This is a genomic window from Streptomyces sp. DSM 40750 (assembly GCF_024612035.1).
Classification (GTDB): domain Bacteria; phylum Actinomycetota; class Actinomycetes; order Streptomycetales; family Streptomycetaceae; genus Streptomyces.
This window is the reverse complement of the sequence record NZ_CP102513.1, coordinates 892,939-919,826: the sequence shown is the minus strand read 5'-3', so window position 1 is coordinate 919,826 and position 26,888 is coordinate 892,939. Positions and strand designations below refer to the sequence as shown.

Genomic DNA, 26,888 nt, shown 5'->3' with positions numbered 1-26,888 from the left:
CTCACCGATTCAAAGGAATTCCCTGTGGAAAGTTCGCTCACCCACCGCTTCGTCGACGTGAACGGGGTCAGACTGCACATCGCCGAGCAGGGGCAGGGGCCGCTGGTCCTGCTGCTGCACGGCTGGCCGGAGAGCTGGTACTCCTGGCGTCACCAGTTCGAGGCGCTGGCGGCGGCCGGGTACCGGGTCGTCGCCCCCGACCAGCGCGGCTACGCCCGCAGCGAGCAGCCGTCGGACGTGGCGTCGTACACCCTGCTCCACCTCGTCGGCGACGTGATCGCCCTGATCGAGGAACTGGGGGAGGAGCAGGCGGTCGTCGTGGGTCACGACTGGGGCGCACCCGTCGCCTGGACCGCGGCGATGCTGCGCCCGGACAAGGTCCGCGCGGTGGCCGGACTCAGTATTCCGCCCATTCTGCCGGGCGGGATGGTCCCGCCCTCGATCACCCGCACCCAGTACGGCGAGGGCTTCTACCAGGTCTACATCCAGCAGCCGGGAGTCGCCGACGCGGAGTTCGCCAAGGACATCCCTGACTCCTTGCGCCGCCTCCTGGTCGGGGCCTCCGGCGACAACCCCCTCGGTAAAGAGCCCCGCCCGTTGGTCATACCCGATGGTCTGGGCCTCCTGGACACCATGCCGGAGTCGCCCGCACTTCCCGCCTGGCTGACGGAGGAGGACATCCAGGCGTACGCCGAGGACTTCGCCCTGCACGGCGAGCAGGCGTTCACCGGAGCCTTCAACTGGTACCGGAACATGGAGCGAAACAACGAACTGCTCGCGCCCTTCCGGGGGCGCGGGATCGATGTCCCCGCGCTGTACGTGGTGGGAGACCGCGACATGGTCACCTCGTTGCGCGGCCCGGACGGGGGCCCTTCGCTGAGCGAAATGCTCCGTGGCCAGGGCGGGTCGGGCAACCCGTTGACCGCTGTCGCGCCTCTCCTGCACGGCCCGGTGGTGCTGCCGGGTTGCGGCCACTGGACACAGCAGGAGCGTCCCGCCGAGGTCAACGCCGCACTCCTCGACTTCCTCACCAGCATCGACGGCCCCGCGTCCCGATGACGCCACGCGGCATCCGCCCCGTGGCTTTCTCAACAGCTGACTCCCCCCACCACCAGACAGAGGACATATTGATGCCAGAGCGCAATCCCATCCTGATCACCGGTGCCGCCGGAGAAATCGGTGGTGTGAGCCGGACGATGGTCGACATGCTGCTCGAACAAGGGCACCCGGTGCGCGCGTTCGTGCGCCAGGACGACGAACGCGCCCACTCGCTCCGCCAGGCCGGGGCCGAGGTCTTCGTCGGCGACCTGCTCGACATCGCCGACGTGACGGCCGCGCTGAAGGGCGTCCGCCGCATCTACTTCAGCATGAGCCTGTCGCCGTACTACACCGACGCCGTCAGCCTGATGGCCGCGGCGGCGCGGGCCCAGGGTGACATCGAGGTCTTCGTCAACATCTCCGAGTACGAGCAGTCCTTCATGACGTTCGAGAAGATGACCGCGCCGGAGGAAGAGCGGCGTGCGTGGCTCGGCGGGCTCGTCACGCAGTGGTCGCCGCAGCAGCGGGCCCACTGGGTCGCCGAACAGGTGCTGGACTGGGCCGGCCTGCCGACCGTCAACATCCGGGCGGCCATGTTCGTCGAGAACCCGCTGATGACCTGGCTGGCGCTGGAGCCGCTGAGCAGGGGTGAACTGTGCCTGCCCTTCGGCCACCACCAGCTCGCGCCCATCGCGGGTTACGACGTGGCGGAGCTGTGCGTGAAGATCCTTCTCGACCCGGCGCCGCACATCTCGAAGTCCTACGACCTCAACGGCCCGGAACTGAAGGACATGCACGGGTTCGCGGAGGACTACGCGGCCGCGCTGGGACGCCAGGTCACGTACGTTCCCGAAGACGTCGAAACCTGGAACGAGACCTACGTGGACACCGCCCTGGCCGCGTTTCCGCACACCGCGGAACACCTGAAGACCCTGACCCGGCTGATGGGCGGCGGCGGATACCGCGGCGTCACGGACCAGCTGGAAACCCTGCTCGGACGCCCGCCGAAGACCGTGCGGTGGGCGCTGGAGAACCACCCGCGCATCCGAAAGCTGGCGGCTGCCTGAGCCATCGATGGCGTGGCGCGCGGTGCGGGGAGCACTCCCGGCGGGGGAGTTCTGGAGGTGCGCCCCTGGAGGCTGTGACAGGCGGGACCGTCGGCCGTACATTCCCGCCTCCCGCCTCCCGCCGCCGCCGGAGCCCATCCCCGTCGGCCCGCGAAGCGCTCCCTGCGACCCGGTCTGACGCCGCCGCGTCCGGCCGCCGTAGCGGTCGGCGGAGGAAGGCGTGGCCTGCCTGGGGGTATTCCTTCACGTCGTGTAGGACGCTGAGCCGGTCGAGGGCGGAGTCGAGCCTGGCCGCCGCTCCCTTGAGCTGTCGGTCGCGGCCTCCGTAGCTGGCGACGATCCGACAGGCGTCGGCCAGGGCCTTGTCCATGTCCTTGGGGGTTGGTCGTAGTTGGCGGAGGTGGCGTCGAAGATTCCGCTGCCTGCCGCCATGAGGGCGAAGAAGCCACCCATGCAGAAGCCGATGATCCCGACCGCGCCGGTGCAGTCGGGATCATCGACGAGGTGGGTTCTGGCGGCCGCGATGTCCTGGTAGGCGCGGCCGTGGCCGGACAGCGCGGCCCGCATGGTGGGTATCAGGCAGCGCCGTGCGCCTCCGGCGGTGTACAGGTCGGGCATCGAACCGTGCTGCCAGTTCGCGTGATTGCTGCCGAACTGCGTCTCGAAGCCGTCCTTGGTCAGGGGGCTGCGAAATGTTCATGACGCCGGCGGGCGGTACTTCTGCGCCTGCGTGCTCAGATCATGAGGTGCCGGTCTGCAACCCCGCGATGAGTCCGTCGAGTATCCGCATCTGGCGGGCGGGTGTGGTCAGGCGAGCCGCGAAGATCGCGTTGATCTGGAGTCCCATCAGCGTGGCCATCACAAGGTCCAGGAACGCATCGAGATCGCAGGACGGGTTGATCTCTCCCGCTTCAGCCGCAGTGCGCAGATACGAGAGCATCTGATCGCGCCAGCGCGATATTGCCTGGTCGAAGACGTCGATCAGTTCCTCATCGGCTACCGCGTAGTTCCAGAAGCCGATGACAACGCGGGCCTCGTTGAGACGCTCGTCGTCCAGGGGCATGATCTCGACGCAGAACTTGCGGAACGCGTTCACGCCATTGGCACCGGCGATGGTGCGGGCGGCCCGCTGCTCGGTGGCTGCGTTGGCACGCTCCAGCGAGGCCCGCAGAATCGCTGCTTTGGTGGGAAAGTACCGTGCGAGCGCCCCGTTGGTGAATCCCGCTTCGGCGGCGAGATCCCGCATGTTCAGCGCCGCGAATCCTCGCCGCGCGACAAGGCGCCATACAGCTTCGATGATCTCTTCACGCCGCGCGTCGTGGTCCACGATCTTGGGCATGGTGACACCTTACCAACGGGTAGACGCCTGCATGCTGGTGGCTATGGTCGGCACCATTGCGGCCAGACTGAGAACCTTCCATGGCTGGGCAAGGCGCCGTGCCGGTCCCACGTGAAGCGGTGGACGGCCGTACGGCTCAGTGGCGATGGGTCCGGCCGGCCCAGCTGCCGTGAGAGTGGTCCACAGGGCGCCCCCCTTCCCAGCAACCCGGTAAGGGATTACCTTGGAGCTATTAATCTACAACTGTAGACGTAAGGCTCTGGTGCGGCACCAGTCGGTACGCGGCATCGAGGGCCTCTGGATCCGGTACCGGCCACCTCACCCTGGGCGCCTGATCCCCCCCCGCGCCCAGGTGGGCGTCCAGCCCCTCGCCATGACCATCACGACCTCATAGGACAAAGCGTGCCTGATCTCGAGCCAGATGAATTCCGCCGCCAGGGCCACCAGTTGGTCGACTGGGTCGCCCAATACCGCGCCTCGCTCCCCTCCCTGCACGTGCAGCCGAATGTCTCACCGGGCTCCGTGAAGGCTCAGCTTCCTCGTGAACTGCCCGAGCAACCGTCCGAAGCGCTGGGCGATGATCTCGTCGCCCTGCTCAACGACGTGGTCGTTCCCTCGTCGCTCCACTGGCAGCACCCAGGATTCTTCGGCTACTTCCCAGCGAACGCGTCACTCCTGTCGCTCCTCGGTGACATCGCATCGGGCGGGATCGGAGCGCAGGGAATGCTCTGGTCGTCATCGCCGGCCGGGACGGAGATCGAGCAGGTCCTGCTCGACGGCCTGGCGGAGGCGCTGGGCCTTGGTCGCGAGTTCACTTTCGCCGGGGGCGGAGGCGGTTCGCTGCAGGATTCGGCCTCGTCGGCATCTTTGGTGGCGCTGTTGGCCGCGCTGCAGCGCGGCAACCCGGACTGGCGCGAACACGGCGTGGACGGCACCGAGACGGTGTACGTCACTGCCGAGACCCACTCGTCCCTGGCCAAGGCCGTGCGTGTGGCCGGGCTCGGTGCGCGAGCATTGAGGATCGTCCCTTTTACGCAGGGCACGCTGTCCATGTCGGCGGACGCCCTGGCAGACATGCTGGCCAAGGACGCAGCCGCCGGAAAGAGGCCGGTCATGGTCTGCCCGACCGTGGGAACAACCGGCACGGGTGCCATCGACCCCGTCAGGGACGTCGCCCTGGCAGCGCGTGAGTACGAGGCGTGGGTGCACGTCGACGCCGCGTGGGCGGGAGTCGCGGCGTTGTGTCCCGAGTTCCGCTGGCTCCTGGACGGCGCGGACCTCGCCGACTCGTTCTGCACCGACGCACACAAGTGGTTCTACACCGCCTTCGACGCCTCTTTCATGTGGGTGAGGGATGCCCGAGCGCTGCCGACAGCGCTGTCCATCACGCCGGAGTACCTGCGTAACGCTGCGACGGATTCGGGCGAAGTCATCGATTACCGCGACTGGCAGGTCCCGCTGGGCCGTCGTATGCGTGCGTTGAAGATCTGGTCGGTGGTGCACGGCGCCGGACTGGAAGGCCTGCGCGAAAGCATCCGCGGCCACGTCGCCATGGCCGACTCCCTGGCCGGCAGGATCGAGAGCGAGCCGGGCTTCGCCCTGGCCGCCCCGCCGTCACTGGCACTCGTATGCCTGTATCTCGTCGACCGGGACGGCCACCCCGACGACGACGCCACCAAGGCGGCAATGGAGGCGGTCAACGCCGAAGGGCATTCGTTCCTCACGCACACATCGGTCGACGGTCACTTCGCGATTCGGGTCGCAATCGGCGCGCCGACGACGCTGCCCGGCCACATCGACACCCTCTGGGACTCGCTTCGCAAGGCCGCTCGCCAGAGCGGTGCGTGACGTAAGAGCTACGCCTGGGCTGCCCGTGGCGGGCATCGCTCACGCCGCCCTGGAGATCCCCGACACCGCCCATCTCGCGGTCGAGGATCCACGAGCCCCACGGGCGGTGCTCCGGGCTCGTCTGAACGGGGCCCACGCCGAGGGCGCTCCACGGGTTCCGTTCCGCCGCCCGACTACGCCGTGGAGCCCGGGTGCCGGGTCTCTGATTGAGAGGCGGGCTCAAGAGCTCCGATGTATAGCATTCGCTCCGCTGGATGAGTGATCTTCCATGCTTGAGCATGTCCCAGAACTCCCCATTTGCTTCCGTGTTTTGGGCGAATCTCGTCTCACCTGTAGACGTGGTGGCCATCGTGCTCCTATAAATCCATCCGATGTCTTGTGTGGGCGACACGGAGCACGGCCGCCATGTCGGCGTTCCGCTCCTCACGCCCTGCCCTTCCTCCCCTGACACATGGAGCCGCACCATGTCCTCTGCCTCCCTCAGCAGACGCTCTCTGATGAAGGCCGCCGCACTCGCCGGAGGAGTGGCGGCCTTCGGGCTGCCGCAGGCCCTGTGGCCGTCCACCGCCGAGGCGTACACGGTCCCCTCGAAGATGGACTGGTGGTACCAGGCCCGGTTCGGGATGTTCATCCACTTCGGGTCCTACTCCTACCTGGGTCACGGCGAGTGGGCGTTCCACAGCGAGAACTGGTCCAAGGCCGACTACCAGAACCAGGTCAGCGCGCACTTCAACCCGACCTCCTTCAACGCCGCGACCATCGCCGAGATGGCCAAGAACGCCGGCATGAAGTACCTCGTGATCACCGCCAAGCACCACGAGGGCTACGCGATGTGGAACTCCGACGTGGCGAGCTTCACCGACACCACGGGCACCAAGCAGTACAACCTGCGCGACTACAGCGGCTACCAGCCCGACCTGCTCGCGCAGTTGAAGACGGAGTGCGAGAGCCGGGGCGTCAAGTTCGGGCTGTACTACTCGATCCTGGACTGGAACCACTCCTCCCAGACCATCAACCGCAGCGCCACCTTCTCGACGATGGCCTCGCAGGCCGCCCGTACCGCCTACATCGCCGACATGAAGGCGCAGTTGCAGGAGCTGCTGGACCGTTACGACCCGGCCGTGCTGTGGTTCGACGGCGACTGGTGCGGCAACCCGTCGACCCCCACGCTCAACGACTGGTGGATCAAGTCGGACGGCCAGGACCTGTACAACTGGCTGATCAGCCGCAAGCCCGGACTCGTCGTGAACGAGCGGGTCAAGCGCGATCTGGGTCTCGGCGACTTCATGTGCCCGGAGGAGAAGGTCCCGCCGACGCCGCTGGAGCGGCCCTGGGAGACCTGCGTCACGATGAACGGCGCCTGGGGCTACAACCAGTCGCGGGAGAGCTCCTACCGGTCCGTCCGGGACCTCCTGAGGGAGTTCGTCACGGTCGTCTCCCGGGACGGCAACTACCTGCTCAACGTCGGCCCCAAGGGTGACGGCACGATCACCTCGGGCACCGTGAACGTCCTCAACGGCTTCGCCTCCTGGATGGGCACCTACGGCGACAGCATCTACGGCACCAGCGGCAGCCCCTTCGCCGCCGAACCGTCCTGGGGCAAGGTCACCAAGAAGGACGGCAAGTTGTTCGCCCACGTCTTCACCTGGCCCACGGACGGCGTCCTGCGGATCCCGGAGGTCCACAACACCATCAACCGCGTCCACCTGCTGAACGCCCCGTCCACCTCGCTCTCCTACACCGTCAGCGGCGGCACCATCAACGTCGCCGTGCCGGCCAACGCGCCCAACGCCGACGTCTCGGTGGTCTGCGTCGAGGTCAGCGGCATGCCGGCGGTCCTGCCGGAGGGTGTCTACCGGCTGGTGAGCGCCAACAGCGGCAAGGCCCTCGACAACGGCAACGTCACCACCCAGGGCAGCTCCGTCATCCAGTGGACCCAGAACGGCGGCACCCCCCAGCAGTGGAGGCTCACCCACATGGGCCACGGCTACTACAAGCTGGTGTGCGTCCGCAGCGGCAAGGCCCTGGACAACGGCAACGTTACCACCGAGGGCAGCTCGGTCATCCAGTACACCTCCAACAGCGGAACCCCGCAGCAGTGGGCCATCTCCTCGCTGGGCGGCGGACGGTACAAGCTCGTCAACCGCCGCAGCGGCAAAGCCCTGGACAACGGGAACGTCACGACCGAGGGCAGCTCGGTGATCCAGTACACATCCAACAGCGGTACTCCTCAGCAGTGGAGCATGACCAAGATCGGCTGACCACCGCGCGCCGGTCCCTCCACACGACCACCGGTTCCGAATGCGCAGTTCCGCCCGGACCGGCCGTGCCGGTGGCTCAAGATCACACCTGAGCGGTCCATCTGACGCGGCGGCGCACCAGCCGCGCACCGTCCGGAAAACGCCGAGCCCGGCGGGTGGCATCTCCTGCCGCCCGCCGGGCTTCGAGTACCGAGGCCGCGCTCGAGGAAATCCAGAACGGCGGCGATGTGTCCGGGCAACGCCACTGGCGCCACGGAGGCGATGACCTCGTACTTCCACACCTCGGGAAGCTCGCCGAGCAGGTGTTGCGGCACCACGTCGCCCTGGCCGACGGGCCGTGCCGCGCGGAGTCCGGTGTACGCGCTCGCCCACCGTCGGCCAGGGCGCTGTCAGCCGTTCACGGGGTGTGACCGGCGCGGCGGAGGACCGGGCGCAGGACCTCGATGACGCCGGGGTCGTCCACCGTGGACGGGATGGGTTCTTCGCGGCCGTCGGCGATGCCGCGCATGGTCTTGCGCAGGATCTTTCCCGAGCGGGTCTTGGGCAGGGCGGCCACGACCGTGACGTCCTTGAGGGAGGCGACGGCGCCGATGCGTTCGCGTACGAGTTGGACGAGTTCGGCCTCGACCTGGCTCGGTTCGCGGTTGCTGCCGGCTTTCAGGACGACGAAGCCGCGCGGGATCTGTCCCTTGAGTTCGTCGGCGACGCCGATGACGGCGCATTCGGCGACGTCGGGGTGGGCGGCCAGGGCCTCTTCCATGCTGCCGGTGGACAGCCGGTGTCCGGCGACGTTGATGACGTCGTCGGTGCGGCCCATGACGAAGACGTAGCCGTCTTCGTCGATGTGGCCGCTGTCGCCGGTGAGGTAGTAGCCGTCGTAGGCGGAGAGGTAGGAGGCGACGTAGCGGTCGTCGTCGTTCCAGAGCGTGGGGAGTGCGCCGGGCGGCAGGGGGAGCTTCACGACGATCGCACCGTCGACGCCCGCGGGCGCCTGCTCACCCGAGGGGTCGAGGACGCGGACGTCCCAGCCCGGCAGTGGGCGGGTGGGGGAGCCGGGCTTGAGGGGAGCGGCTTCGATGCCGACCGGGTTGGCGACGATGGGCCAGCCGGTCTCGGTCTGCCACCAGTGGTCGATCACCGGGACGCCCAGGAGCGCGCTCGCCCAGTGATACGTCTCGGGGTCGAGGCGCTCACCGGCGAGGAAGAGATAGCGCAAGTGGGAGAGGTCGTAGCCGGCGGTGAGCGCACCCTTCGGGTCCTCCTTCCTGATCGCGCGGAAGGCGGTGGGCGCCGTGAACATGGTCTTGGCCCGGTGCTCGGCGGCGACGCGCCAGAACTGGCCCGCGTCCGGGGTGCCGACCGGCTTGCCCTCGTACAGGACCGTCGTCGCGCCGGCCAGCAGCGGCGCGTAGACGATGTAGGAGTGCCCGACGACCCAGCCGACGTCGGAGCCGGTGAACATCGTCTCGCCCGGGCCCACGTCGTACACGGCGCCCATCGACCAGTGCAGGGCGACCGCGTAGCCGCCGCAGTCGCGTACGACTCCCTTGGGCTTTCCGGTCGTTCCTGACGTGTAGAGGATGTACAGGGGATCGGTGGCGGGGACGGGAACGCAGTCGGCCGGTGGCGCGGCGGCGACCAGGTCGGCCCAGTCGAGATCGTCCGGCCCCAGGGCGGCCGGCTCCTGCGGGCGTTGCAGGATCACGCTCTTCTCCGGCTTGTGGACGGCGAGTTCGATGGCCCGGTCGAGCAGGGGCTTGTATGCGATGACACGCTTGCCCTCGATGCCGCAGGAGGCGGAGACGACCACCTTGGGGGTCGCGTCGTCGATGCGGAGGGCGAGTTCGTGCGGGGCGAACCCGCCGAAGACGACCGAGTGGACCGCGCCGATGCGCGCACAGGCCAGCATCGCGACGGCGGCCTCGGGAACCATCGGCATGTAGATCACCACGCGGTCGCCGTGCCCCACGCCGAGCTGTGCGAGCGCTCCGGCGAAGGCCGCCACCTCGTTCCTCAGCTGCGCGTAGGTGTAGGTGCGGCGGGTGCCGGTCACGGGGGAGTCATGGACGAGCGCGGGCTGTTCGCCGCGGCCGGCTTCGACGTGCCGGTCGAGCGCGTTGAAGCAGACGTTGAGCCGACCGTCGGGAAACCAGCGGTAGAACGGTGCGCCCGAGGAGTCCAGGGCCCGTTGCGGAGTGGCATCCCAGTCGATGCCCTCTGCCGCCTTCAGCCAGAAGCTCTCCGGGTCCTCGGTACTGGCGCGGAAGACATCCTCGTACGTTCCCATCGCACACTCCTTTGTGGCATCGAGGGACAGTGGTGGGGCTGCCTGCGGAACGGTGTCCGACACAAGTACCGCATGCCGGCCGGCCTGGTCGAGCAGGAGACCGGCGGACCGGTCACCGGCATCGCGGTGGCGCGGCGGCCCGGCCGTCAGGCCCCGCCCTCAGGTGCAGCTTCTGCTCAACGGGTGCGGGGGGCCTAACCAACCATGGCTCGGGTCGGCGTAGAGCCGCGTGGCGTGCTGTGCGAGCCATATGGCCTGCGGAATGGCACCGAGACGCCTGCGGCGGCGGCTCTCCGTGACCGTGCCGCCCTTGGATCGCCGGCGGCGTCGTCGCCCCTCCGGTGACCGTGCTGGACGGAGGCTCTGTGGCCGGCACCGTCTCAGTCGTTGTCGGGCACCATCGAGACCACGACCTTGCCGGCCTTGGTGCGGCCCTGCTCGACATGCGCCATCGCCTCGAGCGTCTGGTCGAACGGGAAGGCGCTGTCGACGACCGGGCGGAGCTTCCCGCTGTCGTAGAGGGCGCCGAGTTTGCGCAGCTGGGAGCCGTTGGCCTGCATGAAGAAGAACTCGTAGCGCACGTTCAGCGCCTTCGCCTGCTTGCGGATCTTGCGGCTGAGCGTATTCATGACCAGGCCCATAAAGGATGGGGCGCCGAGCTGCTTGGCGAAGCCGGCATCCGGCGGGCCGACGACACTGATGGCCAGGCCGCCGGGCTTCAACACGGTCAGCGACTTCTCGAGGTTCGCTCCGCCCAGGGAGTCCAGCACCAGGTCGTAGCCGGACAGCACCTTCGAGAAGTCTTCCTTGGTGTAGTCGACGACGACGTCGGCGCCGAGGCTCCTGACCAACTTCTCGGTGTCGGTGTTCGTGGTCGTCGCCACTGTGGCGCCGAGATGCTTGGCGAGCTGGATGACTGTCGAGCCGAGGCCACCGGCACCGGCGTGGATGAGCACCTTCTGACCCGGCTTCACGTGGGCACGGTCGACGAGAACCTGCCAGGCGGCCAGGGCCACCAGCGGCACGGCGGCTGCCTCTTGGAGGGTGAGGGAGGCCGGCTTGGGCGCGACATCGTCCATGTCGATCGCGATGAACTCCGCGAAGCCTCCGATCCGCAGGTCGCGCGGACGGGCGTAGACCTCGTCGCCGACTTCGATGCCGTGTACGGCGGAGCCGACCCGCGTCACGACGCCGGCCACGTCGTGGCCGAGCACGAACGGAAGCTTGTACTTCAGGAGCTGCTTGAACTCCCCGTTGCGGACCATTTTGTCCAGCGGGTTGATACTGGCGGCGCTCACTCTGACCAGGACGTCGCGGTCTCCGACCGTGGGCTCGGGTACCTCTGCGGCGCGCGCGCCGTCCTTGCCGTACTTCTCGACGACGAATGCCTTCATGTCGGCCGCCTCTCTGCGTGGGTGGTTCGGGTGGTCGATGTGATTCTTCGCGCAGGTCCCCCTGCGCGCCCGTTTCTCGCGTGCGGCCGGGTTGATGTGCTGGGTCATGACGCTACTTCCTGAGTATATAAAAGTAAACTCAGGTGGGGTTAGGGTCACCCGCATGGATGCGAGGACCGAAGCTCTCCAGGACGCCGGCATGGACTCCCGTCTCGACCGGGACATGTCGAACTGCTCGATTGCCCGGACCCTCGAGGTCGTGGGGGAGAAGTGGACGATCCTGATCCTGCGCGAGGTCTGGTACGGCTCGTCCCGCTTCAGTGACTTCGAACGCGTCCTCGGCTGTCCTCGCAACCTCCTCGCGGCGCGGCTGCGGATGCTGGTGGAGGAAGGGATCCTGGCCACCGAGACCTACAAGGAACCGGGCTCACGGAGCCGGCCGAAGTACGTGATCACGTCCAAGGGCGTGGATCTGGTCCCGGCCGTGATGGGGCTCCTGCAGTGGGGCGACCGCTATCGCGCCGACCCGGAGGGCCCGGCCGTACTGGCGCGACACCGCGGATGCGGCGCGCACGTCGACGCCCAGATCCGCTGCGAACGTGGCCACGCCGTGCAGGCGGAAGACATCGAGAGCGTCCCTGGCCCGGCATTTCGGATGAGGTCCGCCGAGTGAGCCGAGTGCGGTTTGCGCCAGGGGTTCGTGGTGGGCGCAGTTTGCCGGGGTGTGCGGTCCGTGCGTAGACGCGTATGCGCCGGAGCTTGGGGGACAGGAGCAGATCGACGGCGTCCTGGGCGATCAGTGCCGGCGCGGCTGCGGGATCGGTGGCGATGCTCGTGGCGCCAGCGGGCTCCAGGCGTCGTCCGTGATGGCAGTGTGCGGGGTAGGAGTGTGCGGGGTGGGGCAGGGGCCTCGGCTGCTGCTCGGTCGAGCGTGGTGACGTCGCTGGATGCGGGTGGCCGGCCGTGGGCGGCCGCGAGCACGGCTCGGTCGACCGTCTCGCGCAGTCGTCGGCCCGACGTCAGGACGGCGGCAGCGGCGGGGCTCCGCAAGATCGGGTACGGAAACGTCCTTGCCAAAGCATGGAAGCAAGCCCCTTGACCGGCCCAACAACCCCTTGAATACAGGGCGTTGGGCCACATCCTCATAGCCCGTGTTCAGGATTCCGGAGCAAGGTCGTGTGGTGCGGTCAGGGCTTTGTGGGTCGACTCCAGGATCTTTTCCGACAGTTCGGTGCCCGCCGTGGCCCGGGCAAGCAGGATCGCGCCGACCAGAGTGGCCACCAGGGGAAGGCCCTCGCTGGTGTCGGTGGACATCCACGCGGCGAATTCCTCGACTCCGGCCGCGTACGTTTCGCGTACTTCCCCGGATGTGGGCTCGCGGGCCATGTCCCCTGCGAATCCGGCGGTGGGGCAGCCGGTGCCGGGCTGGTCACGGTGCTCGGCCGACAGATAGAAGTCGACGAGGGCGCCGCGCGCGGTCTCGTGATCGCTGTGGGCCGTGTCGAACGACGCCAGGAGCAGGTCGAGGTCCCCGAAGGCGGCCTGAGCCGCCTCGGCGATCAGGGCCTCCTTGGAGGGGAACTGCTTGTAGAAGCCGCCCGTGGTCAGCCCGATGGACTTCATCAGATCGGCGACGCTGATGCCGTTCACACCGCGCTCCCGGAAGAGCTGGGAGGCCGCGGCGACCGCGCGCCTGCGGTTCTCGAGCGCCTGTGCTTGCGAAACCCGACTCATCAGTCACCCGCCCACGTTAGATAGTTAAGTGCATCTATCGTACGCGAAGTGCCGGGCGGCCGGCCGCGGCGTCCTCTTCCCGTGCGGCTCCTTCTCGCCGCCGCAAGGCGAGGAGCTCGCGGGCCCGCATCCGAAGCGGAAGCGGCTTCCGGCCGTGCGGGGCATCCGTTCCGGGGTGTCGTTCGCCGTGCCCGCGTGCTCGCCGTGAGGGCAGTGCGCGAAACCGTCCATGGCGACCAGGCGGCCCGATGACTCTCCATTCGAACCTGATCGGCCGCCGACCCTGTAGCCCCGCGTGCACGTCGAGCGGTCTCCGGCCGTGGGCGGTGATTGACGGCATTGCGGGACCGTTGACCAGAACCCTTTAGATAGCTATCGTAATCTAAAGCGGGGTCGACGCTCCGGCCCCCACTCACCCCGTCAGCCCAGAAATGAGATCCACCCCATGACCACGCAGAACAAGACCGCTGTCGTCACCGGCGCGTCCGCAGGCCTGGGTGCCGCCTACGCGCAGCGGCTTGCCGACCGGGGCCACGACCTGATCCTGGTGGCCCGGAACACCGCGCGGCTGGAGACGCTGGCGGCGGACATCCGCAGCCGCACGGGCCGCGCGGTGGACGTCGTCACCGCCGACCTCACCGACGCGGCGCAGATCTCCGTGGTCGAGGAGCGCCTACGGACCGACGAGAGCATCGCGGTCCTGATCAACAACGCCGGAGGGTCGTTGTTCACCCCGCTGGCGGCCTCCGACGCCGCGGCCTCCGAGGCACTGATCAACCTCAACGTGACCTCGCTGACCAGGCTGACCACCGCGGTCCTGCCGGGCCTGACGGCCCGCGGGCACGGCACCGTGGTGAACATCTCCTCTGCCCTGGCTCTCAACATCCTGCCCGTCAGCGCCGTCTACAGCGGCACCAAGAGCTACGTCCTGACGTTCACCCAGGCCCTGCAGCAGGAACTCGCCGAGAGCCCCGTCACAGTGCAGGCCGTACTCCCGGGCGCGGTCCGCACGGAGTTCTGGGACGGCTCCGGCCTCGACCTCGCGGCGTTCCCCGACGAGTGGATCATGAGCGCGGACGACACCGTCGACGCGGCGCTCGCCGGCCTCGACGCCGGGGAGCCGGTCACCATCCCGTCACTGCCGGACATCAGTGACTGGGAGTCGTTCGAGAAGGCGCGCCAGACGCTCGTCCCGAACCTGTCGCAGCGAGTCCCGGCCGACCGCTACCGCGGCTGACCGCCGGCTCCGACCCCCGCTGCGGCAGTCCCTCTGTGACAACGGCACGGCCGCTGCCACACACGACCGATACGTCCTCCGGCCCGTGGGGAAGACCAACGCTCGGCCGCCCAGTACCAGTACCGCGATGGCGGCGGTCAGGTGCGCGGCAAGCCCGTCCGCGCCGTCCGGTATGTCCAAATGGCCCCATGGAGGTGCCCCGTGTCTGATCACGCTGCTGTAGAACTGAGCCCGGAAGCGATCGAGTTCGCGGACTTTATGGCCGGACTCGTGATTCCCGAGTCCGAGTTGGATGCGGCGCGCATCCAGGCGGAGCAGGTCCATCTCGCGGCCCGGGAGCCGGAAGGCGTCACCTACCGGGAGGTGGACGCGGGTGGCGTGCTGGGAATCTGGTGCGAACCGGTCGACGCCAACACCGACCACGTCCTCCTGCACACTCACGCCGGCGGCTCCGTTCTGGCGTCAGCACACGTCGACCGGAAGCTCGCCGGCCACATCGCCAAGGCCGCCGGGGCCCCCGTACTGGTCCTGGACTTCCGGCGCGCACCGGAACACAAGTACCCGGCCCAGGTCGACGACGCGGAGGCGGCCTTCAACTGGCTGCTGTCCGAAGGGTACGAGCCGGGAAACATCATCACGATCGGCCACTCGATCGGCGGGTTCATCGCCGTCGCCCTGGCGCTTCGCCTCCGTGACAAGAAGCAGCCGCTGCCCGGCGCCATCGTGTCGATCTCCCCCTGGTGCGACCTCGAGATCGCCAACGAGACCATGGTGACCAAGGCCGAGACGGACAAGATACTCAGCAAGGATCTGCTGGAGTTCTTCCGGGATGCCTGGATCGGGGGTACGGGCATCGAGTTCACGGACACCAGGATCAATCTGAACCGGGCGGATCTGAGTGGTCTGCCCCCGACCCTCGTCTCCTGGGGAACGTACGAGGTCCTGGCCGGCGAGGACGAGGAGTTCGCCGCCCGCGTCAAGGACGCCGGAATCGACACGACGACCGTGGTGGTCCCCGGAGGCCAGCACTCGTACGTCTACGGAGCCGGCCGGGTTCCGGAGACCGACGCCGCCATCGCACAGATCGGCGCCTGGGTCCGCGAGAAGACCAAGATCTGACCGAGCGGTCCGGGCGCGGCAGTCGCAAGACCCGCGCGCCTGCCGGACCGGGACGGGGGACGGACGCCGACACGGCCTGCGGTGGCGCGCAGGTCCGCGACGCCCGCGATCTCGTCCCGGTCCGGCAGACGACGGTCCGGACGGCCGACCACGACGGCGGCGATGTCATCACCATCGAGTTCGCCGCACTGCCGGGCCGGGAAGTCGACGGCTTCGTGCCGCCTCCGGAGTTCGTCCACACGTGACCTGCCACGCCTTCGTCCCACCCCGAGAACCAGGAGAACGACGATGCACAGCCCGAGCCGCAACGTGCCACGTATACTGACGGATTCCGTGTCCCGGTACCCGGAGCGCACCGCGATCGTCTTCGGTGACGACCGCATCACGTACAGAGCTCTCGACGCCGCGGCCAACCGGGTCGCGAACCTGCTCGTCTCGCGCGGTATCCGGCCGGGGGACAAGGTCGCACTGTCCTGCCCCAACCTGCCCCACTTCACCAGCGTCTACTTCGGCATCCTCAAGGCCGGGGCGGCGGTCGTGCCGCTGAACGTGCTGTTGAAGGCCGGCGAGGTCGCCTACCACCTCACCGACTCCGACGCGAAGGCGTACTTCGCGTTCGAAGGCACATCGGAGCTGCCGATCGGGCAGACCGCGTGGGAGGGATTCCGGGCCACCGAGAGCTGTACCGAGTTCTTCCTGATCGAGGGCGCTGGCGCGCCGTGGGCCGGGGACGGTACGCCGGAGTCGTACGCAGCGGGAATCGCCGGGCAGCCGGTGACGTTCCGGACGGTCGAGCGCGACGAGGACGACACCGCGGTGGTCCTCTACACCTCCGGCACGACCGGACGGCCCAAGGGCGCGGAGCTGCGTCACCGCAACGTGTACGACAACGCGCTCGCCGGCGTCGACCTGTTCGCCGCCGACCCCGAGCGCCCCGACACGTACCTGTGCGCGTTGCCGCTGTTCCATGCCTTCGGCCAGACCGTGATCCAGAACGGCGCGCTCGCCTTCGGCGGCACGATCGTGATGCAGCCGAGGTTCGAGGCGCGGGCGACCCTGCGTCTCATGCTCGACCACGACGTGACGTTCTTCGCCGGCGTCCCGACGATGTACTGGGGTCTTCTCGCCGCTCTCGACGCCACGGTCGACGTCGCCCGCCTGGCCGCGAATCTTCGCGTGGCGGTGGCTGGTGGCTCGGCGCTGCCCGGCGAGATCCACAAGCAGTTCAAGGACCGCTTCGGCGTCACGATCCTCGAGGGATACGGGCTGTCCGAGACCTCTCCGACGGCCTCCTTCTCCCGGTTCGGAGAGGAGCCCCGAGTCGGGTCGATCGGCGTGCCGATCCCGGGCGTGGAGATGAAGCTGATCCGCGACGACTGGTCCGAGATCGAGGGTGGCCCCGACGAGATCGGGGAGATCGCGATCAAGGGACACAACGTCATGAAGGGCTACTACAAACGGCCCGAGGCGACGGCCGAGGCGATCAGGGAGGGCTGGTTCCGCTCCGGCGACCTCGCCCGCAAGGACGAGGACGGCTTCTACTACATCGTCGACCGGTCCAAAGACATGATCATCCGCGGCGGCTTCAACGTCTACCCGCGCGAGATCGAGGAAGTGCTCATGGAGCACCCCGCCGTCTCACTGGTCGCCGTCATCGGCGTACCGCACGAATCCCACGGTCAGGAGGTCAAGGCCGTCGTGGTGAAGAAGGCCGGCAGCGGCGCGACCGAGGAGGAACTCGCCGCCTGGGCCAAGGAGCGGCTTGCCGCGTACAAGTACCCGCGCGTCGTCCAGTTCGTCGCCGAACTGCCCCTGACCCCCACCGGCAAGATCATGAAACGCGATCTGGCCTGAGCCCGTCGGCCGCTTCGCGCCTGAGGCGACCGAACGCCTGGGGCATGTAAGACGTGCCATGCCAAGGCACCCGACCCCGCAGAGCCTGCCTTGGGATAGCGCCCTCCGCCTGGACCGACAGAACCAGGGAGGTCAGGTTGGGCGGTTTCGGTATCCCGCCTGGGGCTGTGCTCCTGTCCTCACGTTCCCGTGTCCCATGCCATCGTGACCGCCGACGAGATCGTCGCTGCGTTCAAGGGGACGTCGGTGGCGTGACGCTCACCGTGGCACTGCTCATCGGTGCGGCCAGTGTGCCGGCGACGGCGAAGGCGCTGAACCCTGCGGCCGGAGCGCCCATCGGGTTGGGTTCGGCGGCACGCCGAAGTCGATCGTGCGCTGAGGGGCAACGGCGGCGGAGTGCACGGCACTCAGCTGATGTCGCGGCTGTCCGGCCCGCGACCCTGAGGTCGATGGCTCACGAGCGGAGGCGGGCGCCTGTTCCCAGCCGGGCGGTGACTTCACGGGGAGTGAGGGGCGAGTGCTCCGCCGAGCACTCGACGACGACGCGGACCGGGGCGTCGCACTCGGTGTGGCGGACGTCCAGTAGCGGACCCTCGGAACCGAGGGTGTATGCCTCGCCCCACTGGCTCAGCGCCATCAGGACGGGCCACAGGTCCCAGCCCTTGCGGGTCAGACGGTATTCGTTACGGGAGCGGCTGCCGGGCTCCCGGTAGGGGACGGTCTTGAGGATGCCGGCCGAGGTCAGCTTGCGGAGACGGTCGCTGAGGACGGCCTCCGACAGGCCGATGTGGCGGTGGAAGTCGTCGAAGCGGCGGACGCCGTTGACGGCGTCACGCAGGATCAGCAGCGTCCATTTCTCCCCGATCACGTCGAGCGTGCGCTGGACGGGGCAGTTCTCCGTGCTCGCCTCAAGCCACTCCATCCCGCCATCCTAAGGGACCTGCCTTCGTCATTGACAGTCAGGTGAACCGACGTCTAGCTTCACTTGAAAAAGTCAGCCGACAGGCAGAGGGAAGGGCGCTGGACCGTGGGGCGAACGCGTACGTATCACTGGGACGATCCCGCGATCTCGGCGGAGGCCGCCGGGCGCATGGCCGGCATCGACTTCCTGCGTGAGGTGCAGGCGGGGCGGCTGCCGAGGGCGCCGATCAGCTCCACCGTCGACTTCGACCTGGACGAGGTGGAGCCCGGCAGGGCGGTCTTCTCGCTGATGCCGGGCGAGGAGCACTACAACCCGATCGGCAGCGTCCACGGCGGCGTTTTCGCCACCCTGCTCGACTCGGCGGCGGGCTGCGCCGTCCAGTCCACCCTCCCGCAGGGCATGGCGTACACCTCGCTCGACCTGACCGTGAAGTTCCTGCGACCGATCACCGTGGACACGGGACGGGTGCGCGCCATTGGCACGGTCGTCAGCAAGGGCCGCCAAACCGCCCTCGCCCAGGCCCAGTTGGTCGACGCGACGGACCGACTGCTCGCCCATGCCACCAGCAGCTGCATGCTCTTCCCGGTGCCCGCCCCTCGGGCGTGACTCCGCAGGCGGGGCCCTCGGTCCGTGGGGGCAGCCGGACAACAGGGAGTGCATCGATACTCCACTCGGCGGCGGCCCGCTGCCCCTTGGCACCTCGTCGATTGTGAGGCCGGGGTGTGTCGCAGCCATGCCTGGGCGCCCGGGGGAGACGTTTCCCTCGGGCGCCGGTTGCTCTGCTCAGGCGGCGTGGACGGGGTAGTCGGTGTAGCCGGCTGCGCCGCCGCCGTAGAAGGTGTTGGGATCGGGGGTGTTGAGGGGGGCGTTGGCGCGTACGCGCTCGACCAGGTCGGGGTTGGCGAGGGCCATCGAGCCCACGGTGATGACGTCGGCCAGGCCGTCCTCGATGTCCTTGGCGCGGGTGGGGATGTCCGTGCCGGCCCGGTTGAGGAGCAGCGTGTTCGGCCACAGCTTGCGCAGGGTGTGCAGGAGTTCTTCGTCGCCGCCGTGGCCGATGTGCAGGTAGGCGAGGCCGAGGGGGGTGAGGGCGTTCAGGAGGTGCGGGTAGAGCTCGTGGGGGTCGCTCTCGGTGAGGTCGTTGAGCTGGAAGGGGTTGCCGGGGGAGATGCGGATGCCGGTGCGGCCGGCGCCGATCTCGTCGGCCACGGCGGTGGCGACCTCGACGGCGAAGCGGATGCGGTTGTCGAGGGAGCCGCCGTACTGGTCGGTGCGCTGGTTGGCGCTGGGGAAGAGGAACTGGTTGATCAGGTAGCCGTTGGCGCCGTGGATCTCGACGCCGTCGGCGCCGGCCGCGATGGCGGCCGCGGCGGCGCGACGGAAGTCGTCGACCGTCGCGGCGACCTCCTCGGTGGACAGCTCGCGCGGCTCCGGCATCTCCTGCGGTCCGGACGCGGTGAACGTGAGGCCGGCCGGCTTGATCGCCGAGGGAGCGACGGGCTGTCGCCCGTGGGGGGTGTTGCCGGGGTGGGCGATGCGGCCGGCGTGCATGAGTTGGATGACGATGCGTCCGTCGGCCTTGTGCACGGCGTCGGTGACCTTGCGCCAGCCGGCGATGTGTTCGTCGGTGTAGATGCCCGGGGTCACCGGGTAGCCCTGTCCGTCGGCGTTGGGCTGGGTGCCCTCGGTGATGATGAGGGCGTGCGAGGCGCGCTGGGCGTAGTACTCGGCGTTCAGCTCGGTCGGCACGCCGTCCGGGGTCGCCCGGCTGCGGGTCAGGGGAGCCATGGCCAGCCGGTGCGGCAGGGCGATCTCTCCGACGGCGGTCGGGTTCCACAGGGCGTTCAGCATGGGTGATTCCTCGGGTTATGGGTGGCGGACGGCCACGGATGGGGCGGTCGCCGTATGGGCGTGGTCGGCTGGGTGGGGATCCTTCGCCGAGCTGCTTCTGAGTCCGATGACCAGTCGTCATGGGCGGGGCCGGACAGGACGCCATCGACCGCCAATAGTATTACGATCGTAATCGTATGTCGAGGTGGCTGCCGGGGGCAAGTGGGGGGCCCGTCTTCGAGGGTGGCCGACCGCCGCCGCTGCCCACTCTTTGGAGTACGTTCGCAATACCATAGACTGGTGAAGTCGGTGAAGGGCAACCGGTCCTTCCGGTCGGCGATGGAGCGTGTGCTGTGGTGCGGTACGGAAAAGAGCACAAGTCGGAGACGAGGCGGCGGATCATCGAGACGGCGGGCCGCCGGTTCAAGCGAGACGGGATCGACGGCTCCGGGGTCTCGACGCTCATGAAGGACGCGGGGCTGACCAATGGGGCCTTCTACGCTCACTTCGAATCCAAGGACGACCTCGTCACCACGGCAATCGCCGACCAGTTGAAGGTGCAGGCCGAGGCTGTCGTCGCGCGGGCTGCGCCCGGCCGTGCCGGACTCGAGCAGATTGTGCGGGGGTACCTGTCGCCCCAGCACCGCGACACCCCTGGCGACGGCTGCCCCAACGCCGCTCTGCTCGACGAGATCGGGCGCTGCGCCGACACGACCAGGCAGGCGTACACCGACGGTGTGCTGGTCCTCATCGACGGCATTGCCGCCCGCATGGCACCCGAGGCCCCGTCCTCGGCACGTGTGAAGGCGCTCAGCCTCCTCGGCCTGATGGCCGGGACGCTGCAGCTTTCCCGCGCCTTGACCGACAGCCAACTCTCCAACGAACTCCTCGATCAGGGGATCAACAACGCCCTCGCCCTGCTGGACGCCGGGCAGCGCGTCTGACGCACCACATCCTTGGCCCCAGGCTGCGGCTCTCGGGGGCCGGCCCGACGTCGGCAGGGTCTCTCCGGCTGGGACTCGGCCGACGCCACCGGGTATCACCTCCTGTGCCGCCGCGGCTGCTGGAAGGCCCGGATGCGGTTCCTCGCCGGACCGAAACTCTTGATCATCGACGGCCTCGGTTGCCTCCCGCTGACGATTCGAGCGGGCGGGTGGGCGACAGCGGATCGGGTGCCGCTGCCGGACCGAGGGAGGCGGCGCTCGGCCGATGTGGTTCGGCGGAGTCGTTGCTGATCTCGCGCAGGATCAGCAGCGTCCCTGTCTCCCCCACCACGTCGAGCGTGCGCTGAGCACGGACAGCTGTCCGTGCTCACCTCAAGCCTTCATCCCGCCATCGCAGGTCCTGGCTTCATCATTGACAGTCAGATGACGCGTGGCTAGGTTCATTTCTCGAACTCAGACGGAGAGAGGCAGGGTCGTGGGACGGACGCGTACGTATGAGTGGCAGGATCCCGCGATTGTGGGAGCAACCGCCGGCCGCACCTCGGGCGTGGAGGTGCTGCGTGACCTGCTCGAGCGACGCCTGCCCCCACCGCCCATCGTGGCCGCTCTGGACTTCGCCCTCGAGGAAGTGGAGGAGGGCCGCGTGGTCTTCTCGCTGGTGCCGGGCGAGGAGCACTACAACTCCATCGGCAGTGTGCACGGAGGGGTCTACGCCACCCTGCTCGACTCGGCGGCCGGTGGGGCAGTCCAGTCGACCCTGCCGCAGGGCATGGCGTACACCTCGCTTGATCTGACCGTGAAGTTCCTCCGGCGGATCACCGTGGACACCGGCAAGGTCCGTGCCATCGGCACGGTCGTCAGCAGGGGACGCCAAACCGCTCTCGCCCAGGCCGAGTTGGTCGACGAGGCGGACCGCCTGCTCGCCCACGCCACCAGCAGCTGCATGCTCTTTCCCTTCCCCTCGCCCTGAACCGCGACGGGCATGCTCACGGCTCGCACCGGGCGGCGCCCCGACCGCGACCTCGGCTGACGGTCATACCACCGCACGTACGCATCAATGCGCCCCGGCCGGATGCGGCGAGCCGCGCGTTCCGTACGATGCCGCAGCCTTCCTGGTGACCGTCGTACCCGCCGTCCCTGGCGCAATCCGAAGGACTTCGAACGCATGAGCACCGGCATCGGCAGTGTCCCCGTCCACGACGCCGCGCCCGCCGGGCGGCACAGGAGTGAGAAGGCCGTCGTCTTGGCGCTGAGCCTCGCCGCCATGATCGTGTCGATGATGCTGACACTGGTGGTGCCGATCCTCAGCCTGATCCAGAGCAGCCTGCACACCACCGCCGCCAACGCCAGTTGGGTCACCACCGCCACCCTGCTGTCCGCCGCCGTCTTCACACCCCTGCTCGGCCGCTTCGGCGACCAGCACGGCAAAAAGCCCACCCTCGTCGGGGTACTGCTGGTGCTGATCGCCGGCACCGTACTGGCAGCCACCACGCACTCCCTGCTGTGGCTGATCACCGGCCGGGTGCTGCAAGGTGCCGCCACCGCGATCTTTCCCCTCTCTCTTTCCATCCTGCGCGAAGAGATCCGCCCGCAGAAGCTGCCGGCGGCGCTGGCGACGGCCAGTGGAGCGTTCGCCTTCGGCAGTGGCATCGCCCTGGTAGCGCCGCCGGTCTGCTCACAGCCGGTTCCCACCCCGACTATCGCAACGTGTTCTGGCTGGCCACCGGGCTCGCCGTCATCGTCCTCATCGCCGTCCTGACCCTGGTGCCGGCCGGCCGCCGCACCACCGGTGGCCGAACCGACATCCTCGGCACCCTCACCCTCGCCGCGACTCTCGTGCTGTTTCTGCTGCCCATCACCCAGGGACACGAGTGGGGCTGGTCCGCGCTGAGTACGATCGGCTGCTTCGCCGGTGCCGCCGCCATGGGCGCCGTATGGGTGCTGGTCGAGCGGCAGGTGCCGCAACCGCTGGTCGACATGCGGATGTTCGCCCACCGGCCGGTGCTCTTCGCCAATCTCGCCGGGCTCCTGGTCGGATACGGCACGTTCGTGCTCATCATCGGCGTGTCGTACCTGGTCCAGATGCCGTCGAGGGCCGCGGGATACGGCTTCGACGCGAGTGTGCTGCGCGCATCGGTGGAGTACCTGCTCCCCAGCACCGTGGTGTCGCTGCTCGCCGCGCCGGTCGGCGGTCAACTGGTCCGCCGGCACGGTCCGCGGGTGGTCCTGGTGCTGGCCTCGGCGAGCGGCACGGCGGGCTTCGCCTGGCTCGCCCTGGACCACAGCCGCACTCCCTCGGTCATCGCGGCAGGCGCGTTCGTGGGCGCTGCCATCAGTCTCGGTTACGCGGCCATGCCGGCGATCATCGTGGCCGCCGTGCCGCAGCGCGAGAGCGGCATCGCCAACGGCATCAACTCCATCTCCCGCTCCACTGGCAGCGCCATCGGCAGCGCGGTGATCACCACCGTGCTGGCCTCCAAGAGCGTCGGGCACCTTCCCGCCGGCTCCCCGGCACTGCCCGCCGAATCGCGGTTCACCCTCAGCTTCGTCCTCGCCGGGGCGGCCTTCGCGCTGATAGCGCTGGTCGCCTGGTTCGGCCTGCGGCACATCCAGGTGGCACAGCACCATGCCGCCGAAGCGGCGGCGGACCGGGTTGCCGTGAACGAGTCCGAGGTGCTGCCCGGGAGCAGGTAGGAGGCCCGTACGGAGGCCTGGCACGGCGACGCCAGAACAGGGCATTTGCGGTTTTGCCTCTGATGCCGCCTCTGAAGCCGCCATCTGACACCGACCTTCCCGGTGCCCGGACCCGTGCGTTCGGAGGCTCGGGCGTCGGGGGCCCGGCGCACCAGAGCGCCGTCAGGACCGGCGCCACCTGGCGTCCGATTCGCGTTGGGTCAGCTGACCCGGCCAAGTCATGCCTCGTCCGCCCCTCATGCGGCGTGACGTCCGGATGAGGAGACCGTTCGTGGCAGGGCCGTGAGATGGGAAGGTGTCCGCCTGCTCATGCCGCGGCGGCCAGACGGGTGCAGAGAGTTGGGTGAGGGCATGACGCGGGCTGCGTGCAGCGGTTGGTAGCGGCGTCTCCCCGGCCTGGCGGCAGCCCTGTTCCCGGGCCGCCGCAGGTTGCGCGTGGAGAGGCATCGATGGAGAGGGCATGACGACCGCTCCGCTGCTGCGAGGCCACCGACCCGGGTGGCATCCCTTCCGGTAGGTGAATCCGCTCCCCGCCACTCATGTGAGTACGGTCATAATCCCAAACCTGGCCAGGACCTTGCCCACGGGGCGGCTCCCTGCTTATTGTCGTACGGTCATAATGCAAAAACTCGATGAGCGCGTGGGCGCAGCCTCCTGCGAACCCGCCGGCCAAAGAGGCCCAGCAACTCTCTCGAAAGGGACTTCCCATGAAGTCGCTGGTCTTGCCGAAGACAATGCCGGCGGCAGTGGACGAGGCGCGGGGTGCGGAACGGACGGACAGCGCTACGGTCGCGGAGCGACGGAACCCGGGCACCCCCGGCCCACTCGCCTCCTTCACCCGCTTCGTCCTGTTCGGCGGCGGTGTCGGGGTCGCGTCCAGCACTGCCGTGGCCGGGCTCGCCGGACTGATGCCCTGGACTGTGGCGAATGCTCTGATCACCGTCGCCTCGACTCTCCTCAGTACGGAACTCCACGCACGCTTCACCTTCGGGGCAGGGCATGCCGGATGGCGCCAGCACTGGCAGTCCGCGGGGTCTGCCACGGCCGCCTACGTGGTGACCTCCACCGCGGTGCTCGTCCTGCACCTCGTGCAGCCGTCGGCCGGAGTGCTCTACGAGCAGGTCGTCTACCTCACCGCCGCCGGGCTCGCCGGTGTCGGGCGTTTCCTGGTGCTGCGGGTGTTCGTCTTCGCCGGTGGCCGGACCCGGACCACGGTGCGGGCCATGAGCCCGGCGCCGGCACGGGAAACGGGCGCCAAGGCGTCCCTGCTCTTCCCGGTACCGGCGCTGTGAGCGAAGAGGTGTGTGGTGCCCCAAAGCCCGCCCCTCTGGGGTGACCGGCGGTATTCCGCGACTGCCCGGGCAGCTCGCCGATGCCCGGATTCTTACATCGGGATGATCTCCGTCATGGTCCCTTGGGTTGGGCCAGCCGCCGTACCAGGTCCACCCAGGTGGCCTGCAGGCGTGCGGTGTCCACCCCCCGCTCCTTGCGCAGGTGGTCCGCCGCTTCGAAGCTCGTGAAGGCGAGAAGGGCGTGGGCGAGCATGTCGTGGTCTGCGTCAACCCCCGTTTCGCGCAGGAGAGTTGAGACGTGACAGTGCAAGGCTCGGCCGGTGTCCGAGGCGTTGCGGCGTGCGTAGGGCACCTGGCGTCCCAGCGCGGCGCCCGGGTCCGCGTCGGCGGCGACGCGCTCGAGCAGGGCGCAGCCGGACGTCGCCAGACGATCTCCCGCAGGTGCTCCTGGCCCCAGGGGAGGAGGACCTGCGGTATGCGCCTCCTGGAACTCCGCCTCGGCTTCGTCGAGGAGAGCGAGCAGGAGGCCGTTGCGGTCGCCGAACCGGCGAAAGAGCGTGCCCTTTCCCACGCGGGCCGCTTCGGCGACCTCCCGCATCGTCACATTCTCGGCTCCCTGTTCGTCGATCAGTTGTGCGGCCGCTTCCAGTAGCCGGGAGCGATTGCGCGCGGCATCGGATCGCTCGGCGGTGACGCCGACCGATGCGTTGTTCGATGTCTCCGTCACCGTTCACTCCGTGATGTCGCGCGTGCGTACCTACACGCTTCCGTCCTGGATGTGCACCGGCGTTCCTGGACGGGATGGTCGGCTGAGGGTCGAGGGAGCAGGTTGGCGCGAGGGTCGTCACAGGAGCCACATACCCGGCCCTCGGAGGTCCGGCGTCCGCTGAGGTTCACGCCGCCTGTACCGGTCATGAGGCGCCCCGGGGCAGCATCGGCTCCCGGCCCGGGGACGCCCGGCGGTGACGATCGCCACTCGGATCAGGCGGCACCTCGCATGGTCACGAGGTGCCGCCTGATCCGGTGTCAGGGGTCTGCCGCCCGAGTGGGGCGCCGGCGTTTCGGTCGGCGTGGTCAGGCGGCGAGGAAGTTGGCCACTTCGGTCGTGAAGGCCTTGACGTGCTGGAACAGGAAGGCGTGGCCGGCGTCGCTGTAAAGGACCAGGGTGGCCGAGTCGAGATGCTGGACGGCGACGTAGGAGGCCAGGGCGGGGACCATCACGTCGTGGACGCCGTTGGCGTACAGGACGGGCTGCTTGATGGTCTCCAGGTTCGCCCGTACCTGCTCGAACGGAACCGCCATGAACTTGACGATCGCCTCGCGTTGGCGCATCGCCGCTGTCTCGGACACCGCAGGGCCCCCGGCGGCCAGTCGTGTCGAGACCTTGGTGAGGTGCTCGACCCCGGCGGCGCGGGCCGCGTCGGTCTCGGGGTAGAACAGGTAGAGCATGTCGTCCACGTCGGCGTCGGGCTTGGCCATGATGCCCTGCACCTTCTCGGACAACGGCGGCAGCTCGGGCACCGGGCCCGGACCGCTGCCCGCCACGACCAGCTTGCGGACGAGGTCGGGCCGCCGCAGCGCCACGTGCTGGGCCACGAAACCGCCCATGGACCATCCGAGCAGGTCGGCCTGCGCCAGGCCGAGGGCCTCGATGAATTCGATGGCGCCGTCGGCGAATCCTTCGATGGAGTCGCGCGGTTCGCCGGTCGTGTAGCCGATCCCGATGTTGTCGAAGAGGATCACGTCGTGGTCGGCGGCCAGGAGGTCCAGGAACTCCGGGTCCCACCAGTCGATGGTCCCGCGGAAGCGGTTCACCAGGACCAGGGGGACGCCGCCCCGTGGCCCCATCCGCCGGTAGGTGAACGTTGTGGAAGCGCCTTCCACGGACAGGTCCTCGGCCTTGTCTGCCAGATAGGTACACATGACGTGGCTCTCCTTTGTGCCGGTGTGCCTGAGAGGTGTGGTCTGTTGGGGCGGGCGTCAGCCGGCCGCCTTGTTGGCTTGGGGATCGCTTGTCGAAGACCCGGC

24 protein-coding genes are annotated in these 26,888 nt (G+C 68.6%); 14 read left to right on the top strand and 10 right to left on the bottom strand.

Features of this window, described 5'->3' with window-relative positions; translation table 11 throughout:
• Positions 1-24: 24 nt before the first annotated feature.
• Together JIX55_RS04310 and JIX55_RS04305 are read left to right on the top strand one after the other, a co-directional pair.
• Positions 25-1,059, top strand: a complete 1,035-nt coding sequence (locus JIX55_RS04310; RefSeq protein WP_257561880.1) for an alpha/beta fold hydrolase — start codon at positions 25-27, stop codon at positions 1,057-1,059.
• Positions 1,060-1,130: 71 nt separating this feature from the next.
• On the top strand, positions 1,131-2,105 hold the full coding sequence (locus JIX55_RS04305) for an NmrA family NAD(P)-binding protein (protein ID WP_257561879.1): 975 nt from the start codon (positions 1,131-1,133) through the stop codon (positions 2,103-2,105).
• On the opposite strand, the gene JIX55_RS04300 is transcribed toward JIX55_RS04305, so the two are convergent.
• From JIX55_RS04300 to JIX55_RS04295, 3 genes are all read right to left on the bottom strand, one after another.
• Positions 2,008-2,445 carry a dienelactone hydrolase family protein gene (locus tag JIX55_RS04300; protein ID WP_331609646.1) on the bottom strand — a complete coding sequence of 146 codons (438 nt, stop codon included), beginning with the start codon at positions 2,443-2,445 and terminating at the stop codon, positions 2,008-2,010. The genes JIX55_RS04305 and JIX55_RS04300 overlap by 98 nt on opposite strands.
• Complete coding sequence (locus JIX55_RS51160; RefSeq protein ID WP_331606373.1) at positions 2,349-2,723, bottom strand: dienelactone hydrolase family protein; 375 nt, start codon at positions 2,721-2,723, stop codon at positions 2,349-2,351. The genes JIX55_RS04300 and JIX55_RS51160 overlap by 97 nt, the downstream gene beginning before the upstream one ends.
• A 121-nt stretch (positions 2,724-2,844) precedes the next feature.
• On the bottom strand, positions 2,845-3,444 hold the full coding sequence (locus tag JIX55_RS04295) for a TetR/AcrR family transcriptional regulator (RefSeq protein WP_257561878.1): 600 nt from the start codon (positions 3,442-3,444) through the stop codon (positions 2,845-2,847).
• Positions 3,445-3,846: 402 nt separating this feature from the next.
• On the opposite strand from JIX55_RS04295, the gene JIX55_RS04290 reads away from it, so the two are divergent.
• On the top strand, positions 3,847-5,292 hold the full coding sequence (locus tag JIX55_RS04290) for a pyridoxal phosphate-dependent decarboxylase family protein (RefSeq protein ID WP_257561877.1): 1,446 nt from the start codon (positions 3,847-3,849) through the stop codon (positions 5,290-5,292).
• A 464-nt stretch (positions 5,293-5,756) separates the two neighbouring features.
• Positions 5,757-7,553, top strand: a complete 1,797-nt coding sequence (locus tag JIX55_RS04285; protein ID WP_257561876.1) for an alpha-L-fucosidase — start codon at positions 5,757-5,759, stop codon at positions 7,551-7,553.
• A 397-nt stretch (positions 7,554-7,950) separates the two neighbouring features.
• Here the strand turns inward: JIX55_RS04285 and JIX55_RS04280 are convergent, their stop codons facing one another.
• Complete coding sequence (locus JIX55_RS04280) at positions 7,951-9,840, bottom strand: propionyl-CoA synthetase (protein ID WP_257561875.1); 1,890 nt, start codon at positions 9,838-9,840, stop codon at positions 7,951-7,953.
• Between the two features lie 380 nt (positions 9,841-10,220).
• On the bottom strand, positions 10,221-11,234 hold the full coding sequence (locus tag JIX55_RS04275; RefSeq protein ID WP_257569209.1) for an NADP-dependent oxidoreductase: 1,014 nt from the start codon (positions 11,232-11,234) through the stop codon (positions 10,221-10,223).
• A gap of 199 nt (positions 11,235-11,433) precedes the next feature.
• Here JIX55_RS04275 and JIX55_RS04270 point away from each other — a divergent pair, with 199 nt between their 5' ends.
• Positions 11,434-11,907, top strand: coding sequence for a winged helix-turn-helix transcriptional regulator (locus JIX55_RS04270; protein WP_306820108.1), 474 nt, complete (start codon positions 11,434-11,436; stop codon positions 11,905-11,907).
• A 482-nt stretch (positions 11,908-12,389) separates the two neighbouring features.
• On the opposite strand, the gene JIX55_RS04265 is transcribed toward JIX55_RS04270, so the two are convergent.
• Complete coding sequence (locus tag JIX55_RS04265; protein ID WP_257561873.1) at positions 12,390-12,968, bottom strand: TetR/AcrR family transcriptional regulator; 579 nt, start codon at positions 12,966-12,968, stop codon at positions 12,390-12,392.
• Between the two features lie 445 nt (positions 12,969-13,413).
• Between JIX55_RS04265 and JIX55_RS04260 the strand changes: the two genes are divergently transcribed.
• The 3 genes from JIX55_RS04260 to JIX55_RS04250 all read left to right on the top strand — a co-directional run bounded on the left by JIX55_RS04260 (position 13,414) and on the right by JIX55_RS04250 (position 17,178).
• On the top strand, positions 13,414-14,205 hold the full coding sequence (locus tag JIX55_RS04260; protein ID WP_257561872.1) for an SDR family NAD(P)-dependent oxidoreductase: 792 nt from the start codon (positions 13,414-13,416) through the stop codon (positions 14,203-14,205).
• 201 nt (positions 14,206-14,406) lie between these two features.
• Positions 14,407-15,324: an alpha/beta hydrolase gene (locus JIX55_RS04255; RefSeq protein ID WP_257561871.1), complete on the top strand. Its 918-nt coding sequence runs from the start codon at positions 14,407-14,409 to the stop codon at positions 15,322-15,324.
• 333 nt (positions 15,325-15,657) lie between these two features.
• The gene (locus JIX55_RS04250; protein WP_306819982.1) at positions 15,658-17,178 is read left to right on the top strand and encodes a long-chain-fatty-acid--CoA ligase; all 1,521 of its coding nucleotides are present in this window, start codon (positions 15,658-15,660) and stop codon (positions 17,176-17,178) included.
• A gap of 454 nt (positions 17,179-17,632) precedes the next feature.
• On the opposite strand, the gene JIX55_RS04245 is transcribed toward JIX55_RS04250, so the two are convergent.
• Positions 17,633-18,100: a winged helix-turn-helix transcriptional regulator gene (locus tag JIX55_RS04245; protein ID WP_257561869.1), complete on the bottom strand. Its 468-nt coding sequence runs from the start codon at positions 18,098-18,100 to the stop codon at positions 17,633-17,635.
• A gap of 105 nt (positions 18,101-18,205) precedes the next feature.
• Between JIX55_RS04245 and JIX55_RS04240 the strand changes: the two genes are divergently transcribed.
• Positions 18,206-18,706 (top strand): PaaI family thioesterase, encoded by a 501-nt coding sequence (locus tag JIX55_RS04240; RefSeq protein ID WP_257561868.1) that lies wholly within the window; start codon positions 18,206-18,208, stop codon positions 18,704-18,706.
• A 177-nt stretch (positions 18,707-18,883) separates the two neighbouring features.
• Here the strand turns inward: JIX55_RS04240 and JIX55_RS04235 are convergent, their stop codons facing one another.
• On the bottom strand, positions 18,884-19,951 hold the full coding sequence (locus JIX55_RS04235; RefSeq protein WP_257561867.1) for an alkene reductase: 1,068 nt from the start codon (positions 19,949-19,951) through the stop codon (positions 18,884-18,886).
• A gap of 332 nt (positions 19,952-20,283) precedes the next feature.
• On the opposite strand from JIX55_RS04235, the gene JIX55_RS04230 reads away from it, so the two are divergent.
• The 5 genes from JIX55_RS04230 (at position 20,284) to JIX55_RS04215 (ending at position 24,860) form a co-directional block, all read left to right on the top strand.
• Positions 20,284-20,874, top strand: a complete 591-nt coding sequence (locus JIX55_RS04230; protein WP_257561866.1) for a TetR/AcrR family transcriptional regulator — start codon at positions 20,284-20,286, stop codon at positions 20,872-20,874.
• A gap of 475 nt (positions 20,875-21,349) precedes the next feature.
• Positions 21,350-21,844, top strand: a complete 495-nt coding sequence (locus JIX55_RS04225; RefSeq protein WP_257561865.1) for a PaaI family thioesterase — start codon at positions 21,350-21,352, stop codon at positions 21,842-21,844.
• Between the two features lie 195 nt (positions 21,845-22,039).
• Complete coding sequence (locus JIX55_RS50820) at positions 22,040-22,633, top strand: MFS transporter (RefSeq protein WP_306819981.1); 594 nt, start codon at positions 22,040-22,042, stop codon at positions 22,631-22,633.
• Positions 22,582-23,568 carry an MFS transporter gene (locus tag JIX55_RS50815; RefSeq protein WP_306819980.1) on the top strand — a complete coding sequence of 329 codons (987 nt, stop codon included), beginning with the start codon at positions 22,582-22,584 and terminating at the stop codon, positions 23,566-23,568. Before JIX55_RS50820 ends, JIX55_RS50815 begins: the two co-directional genes overlap by 52 nt.
• 707 nt (positions 23,569-24,275) lie before the next feature.
• Positions 24,276-24,860 (top strand): GtrA family protein, encoded by a 585-nt coding sequence (locus tag JIX55_RS04215; RefSeq protein WP_257561864.1) that lies wholly within the window; start codon positions 24,276-24,278, stop codon positions 24,858-24,860.
• Between the two features lie 112 nt (positions 24,861-24,972).
• Here the strand turns inward: JIX55_RS04215 and JIX55_RS04210 are convergent, their stop codons facing one another.
• Both JIX55_RS04210 and JIX55_RS04205 read right to left on the bottom strand, forming a co-directional pair.
• The gene (locus JIX55_RS04210; RefSeq protein WP_257561863.1) at positions 24,973-25,587 is read right to left on the bottom strand and encodes a TetR/AcrR family transcriptional regulator; all 615 of its coding nucleotides are present in this window, start codon (positions 25,585-25,587) and stop codon (positions 24,973-24,975) included.
• 347 nt (positions 25,588-25,934) lie between these two features.
• Entirely contained in the window at positions 25,935-26,783 is an 849-nt protein-coding gene (locus tag JIX55_RS04205) for an alpha/beta fold hydrolase (RefSeq protein WP_257561862.1), read from the bottom strand.
• Between the last annotated feature and the right edge of the window lie 105 nt (positions 26,784-26,888).

Bases quoted from the DNA above. Each gene is read 5' to 3' on its own strand.
- JIX55_RS04305 (WP_257561879.1), top strand. From the start codon at position 1,131: ATGCCAGAGCGCAATCCCATCCTGATCACCGGTGCCGCCGGAGAAATC.
- JIX55_RS51160 (WP_331606373.1), bottom strand. From the start codon at position 2,723: ATGCCCGACCTGTACACCGCCGGAGGCGCACGGCGCTGCCTGATACCC.
- JIX55_RS04295 (WP_257561878.1), bottom strand. From the start codon at position 3,444: ATGCCCAAGATCGTGGACCACGACGCGCGGCGTGAAGAGATCATCGAA.
- JIX55_RS04285 (WP_257561876.1), top strand. From the start codon at position 5,757: ATGTCCTCTGCCTCCCTCAGCAGACGCTCTCTGATGAAGGCCGCCGCA.
- JIX55_RS04280 (WP_257561875.1), bottom strand. From the start codon at position 9,840: ATGGGAACGTACGAGGATGTCTTCCGCGCCAGTACCGAGGACCCGGAG.
- JIX55_RS04275 (WP_257569209.1), bottom strand. From the start codon at position 11,234: ATGAAGGCATTCGTCGTCGAGAAGTACGGCAAGGACGGCGCGCGCGCC.
- JIX55_RS04270 (WP_306820108.1), top strand. From the start codon at position 11,434: ATGGACTCCCGTCTCGACCGGGACATGTCGAACTGCTCGATTGCCCGG.
- JIX55_RS04265 (WP_257561873.1), bottom strand. From the start codon at position 12,968: ATGAGTCGGGTTTCGCAAGCACAGGCGCTCGAGAACCGCAGGCGCGCG.
- JIX55_RS04260 (WP_257561872.1), top strand. From the start codon at position 13,414: ATGACCACGCAGAACAAGACCGCTGTCGTCACCGGCGCGTCCGCAGGC.
- JIX55_RS04245 (WP_257561869.1), bottom strand. From the start codon at position 18,100: ATGGAGTGGCTTGAGGCGAGCACGGAGAACTGCCCCGTCCAGCGCACG.
- JIX55_RS04235 (WP_257561867.1), bottom strand. From the start codon at position 19,951: ATGCTGAACGCCCTGTGGAACCCGACCGCCGTCGGAGAGATCGCCCTG.
- JIX55_RS50820 (WP_306819981.1), top strand. From the start codon at position 22,040: ATGAGCACCGGCATCGGCAGTGTCCCCGTCCACGACGCCGCGCCCGCC.
- JIX55_RS04215 (WP_257561864.1), top strand. From the start codon at position 24,276: ATGAAGTCGCTGGTCTTGCCGAAGACAATGCCGGCGGCAGTGGACGAG.
- JIX55_RS04205 (WP_257561862.1), bottom strand. From the start codon at position 26,783: ATGTGTACCTATCTGGCAGACAAGGCCGAGGACCTGTCCGTGGAAGGC.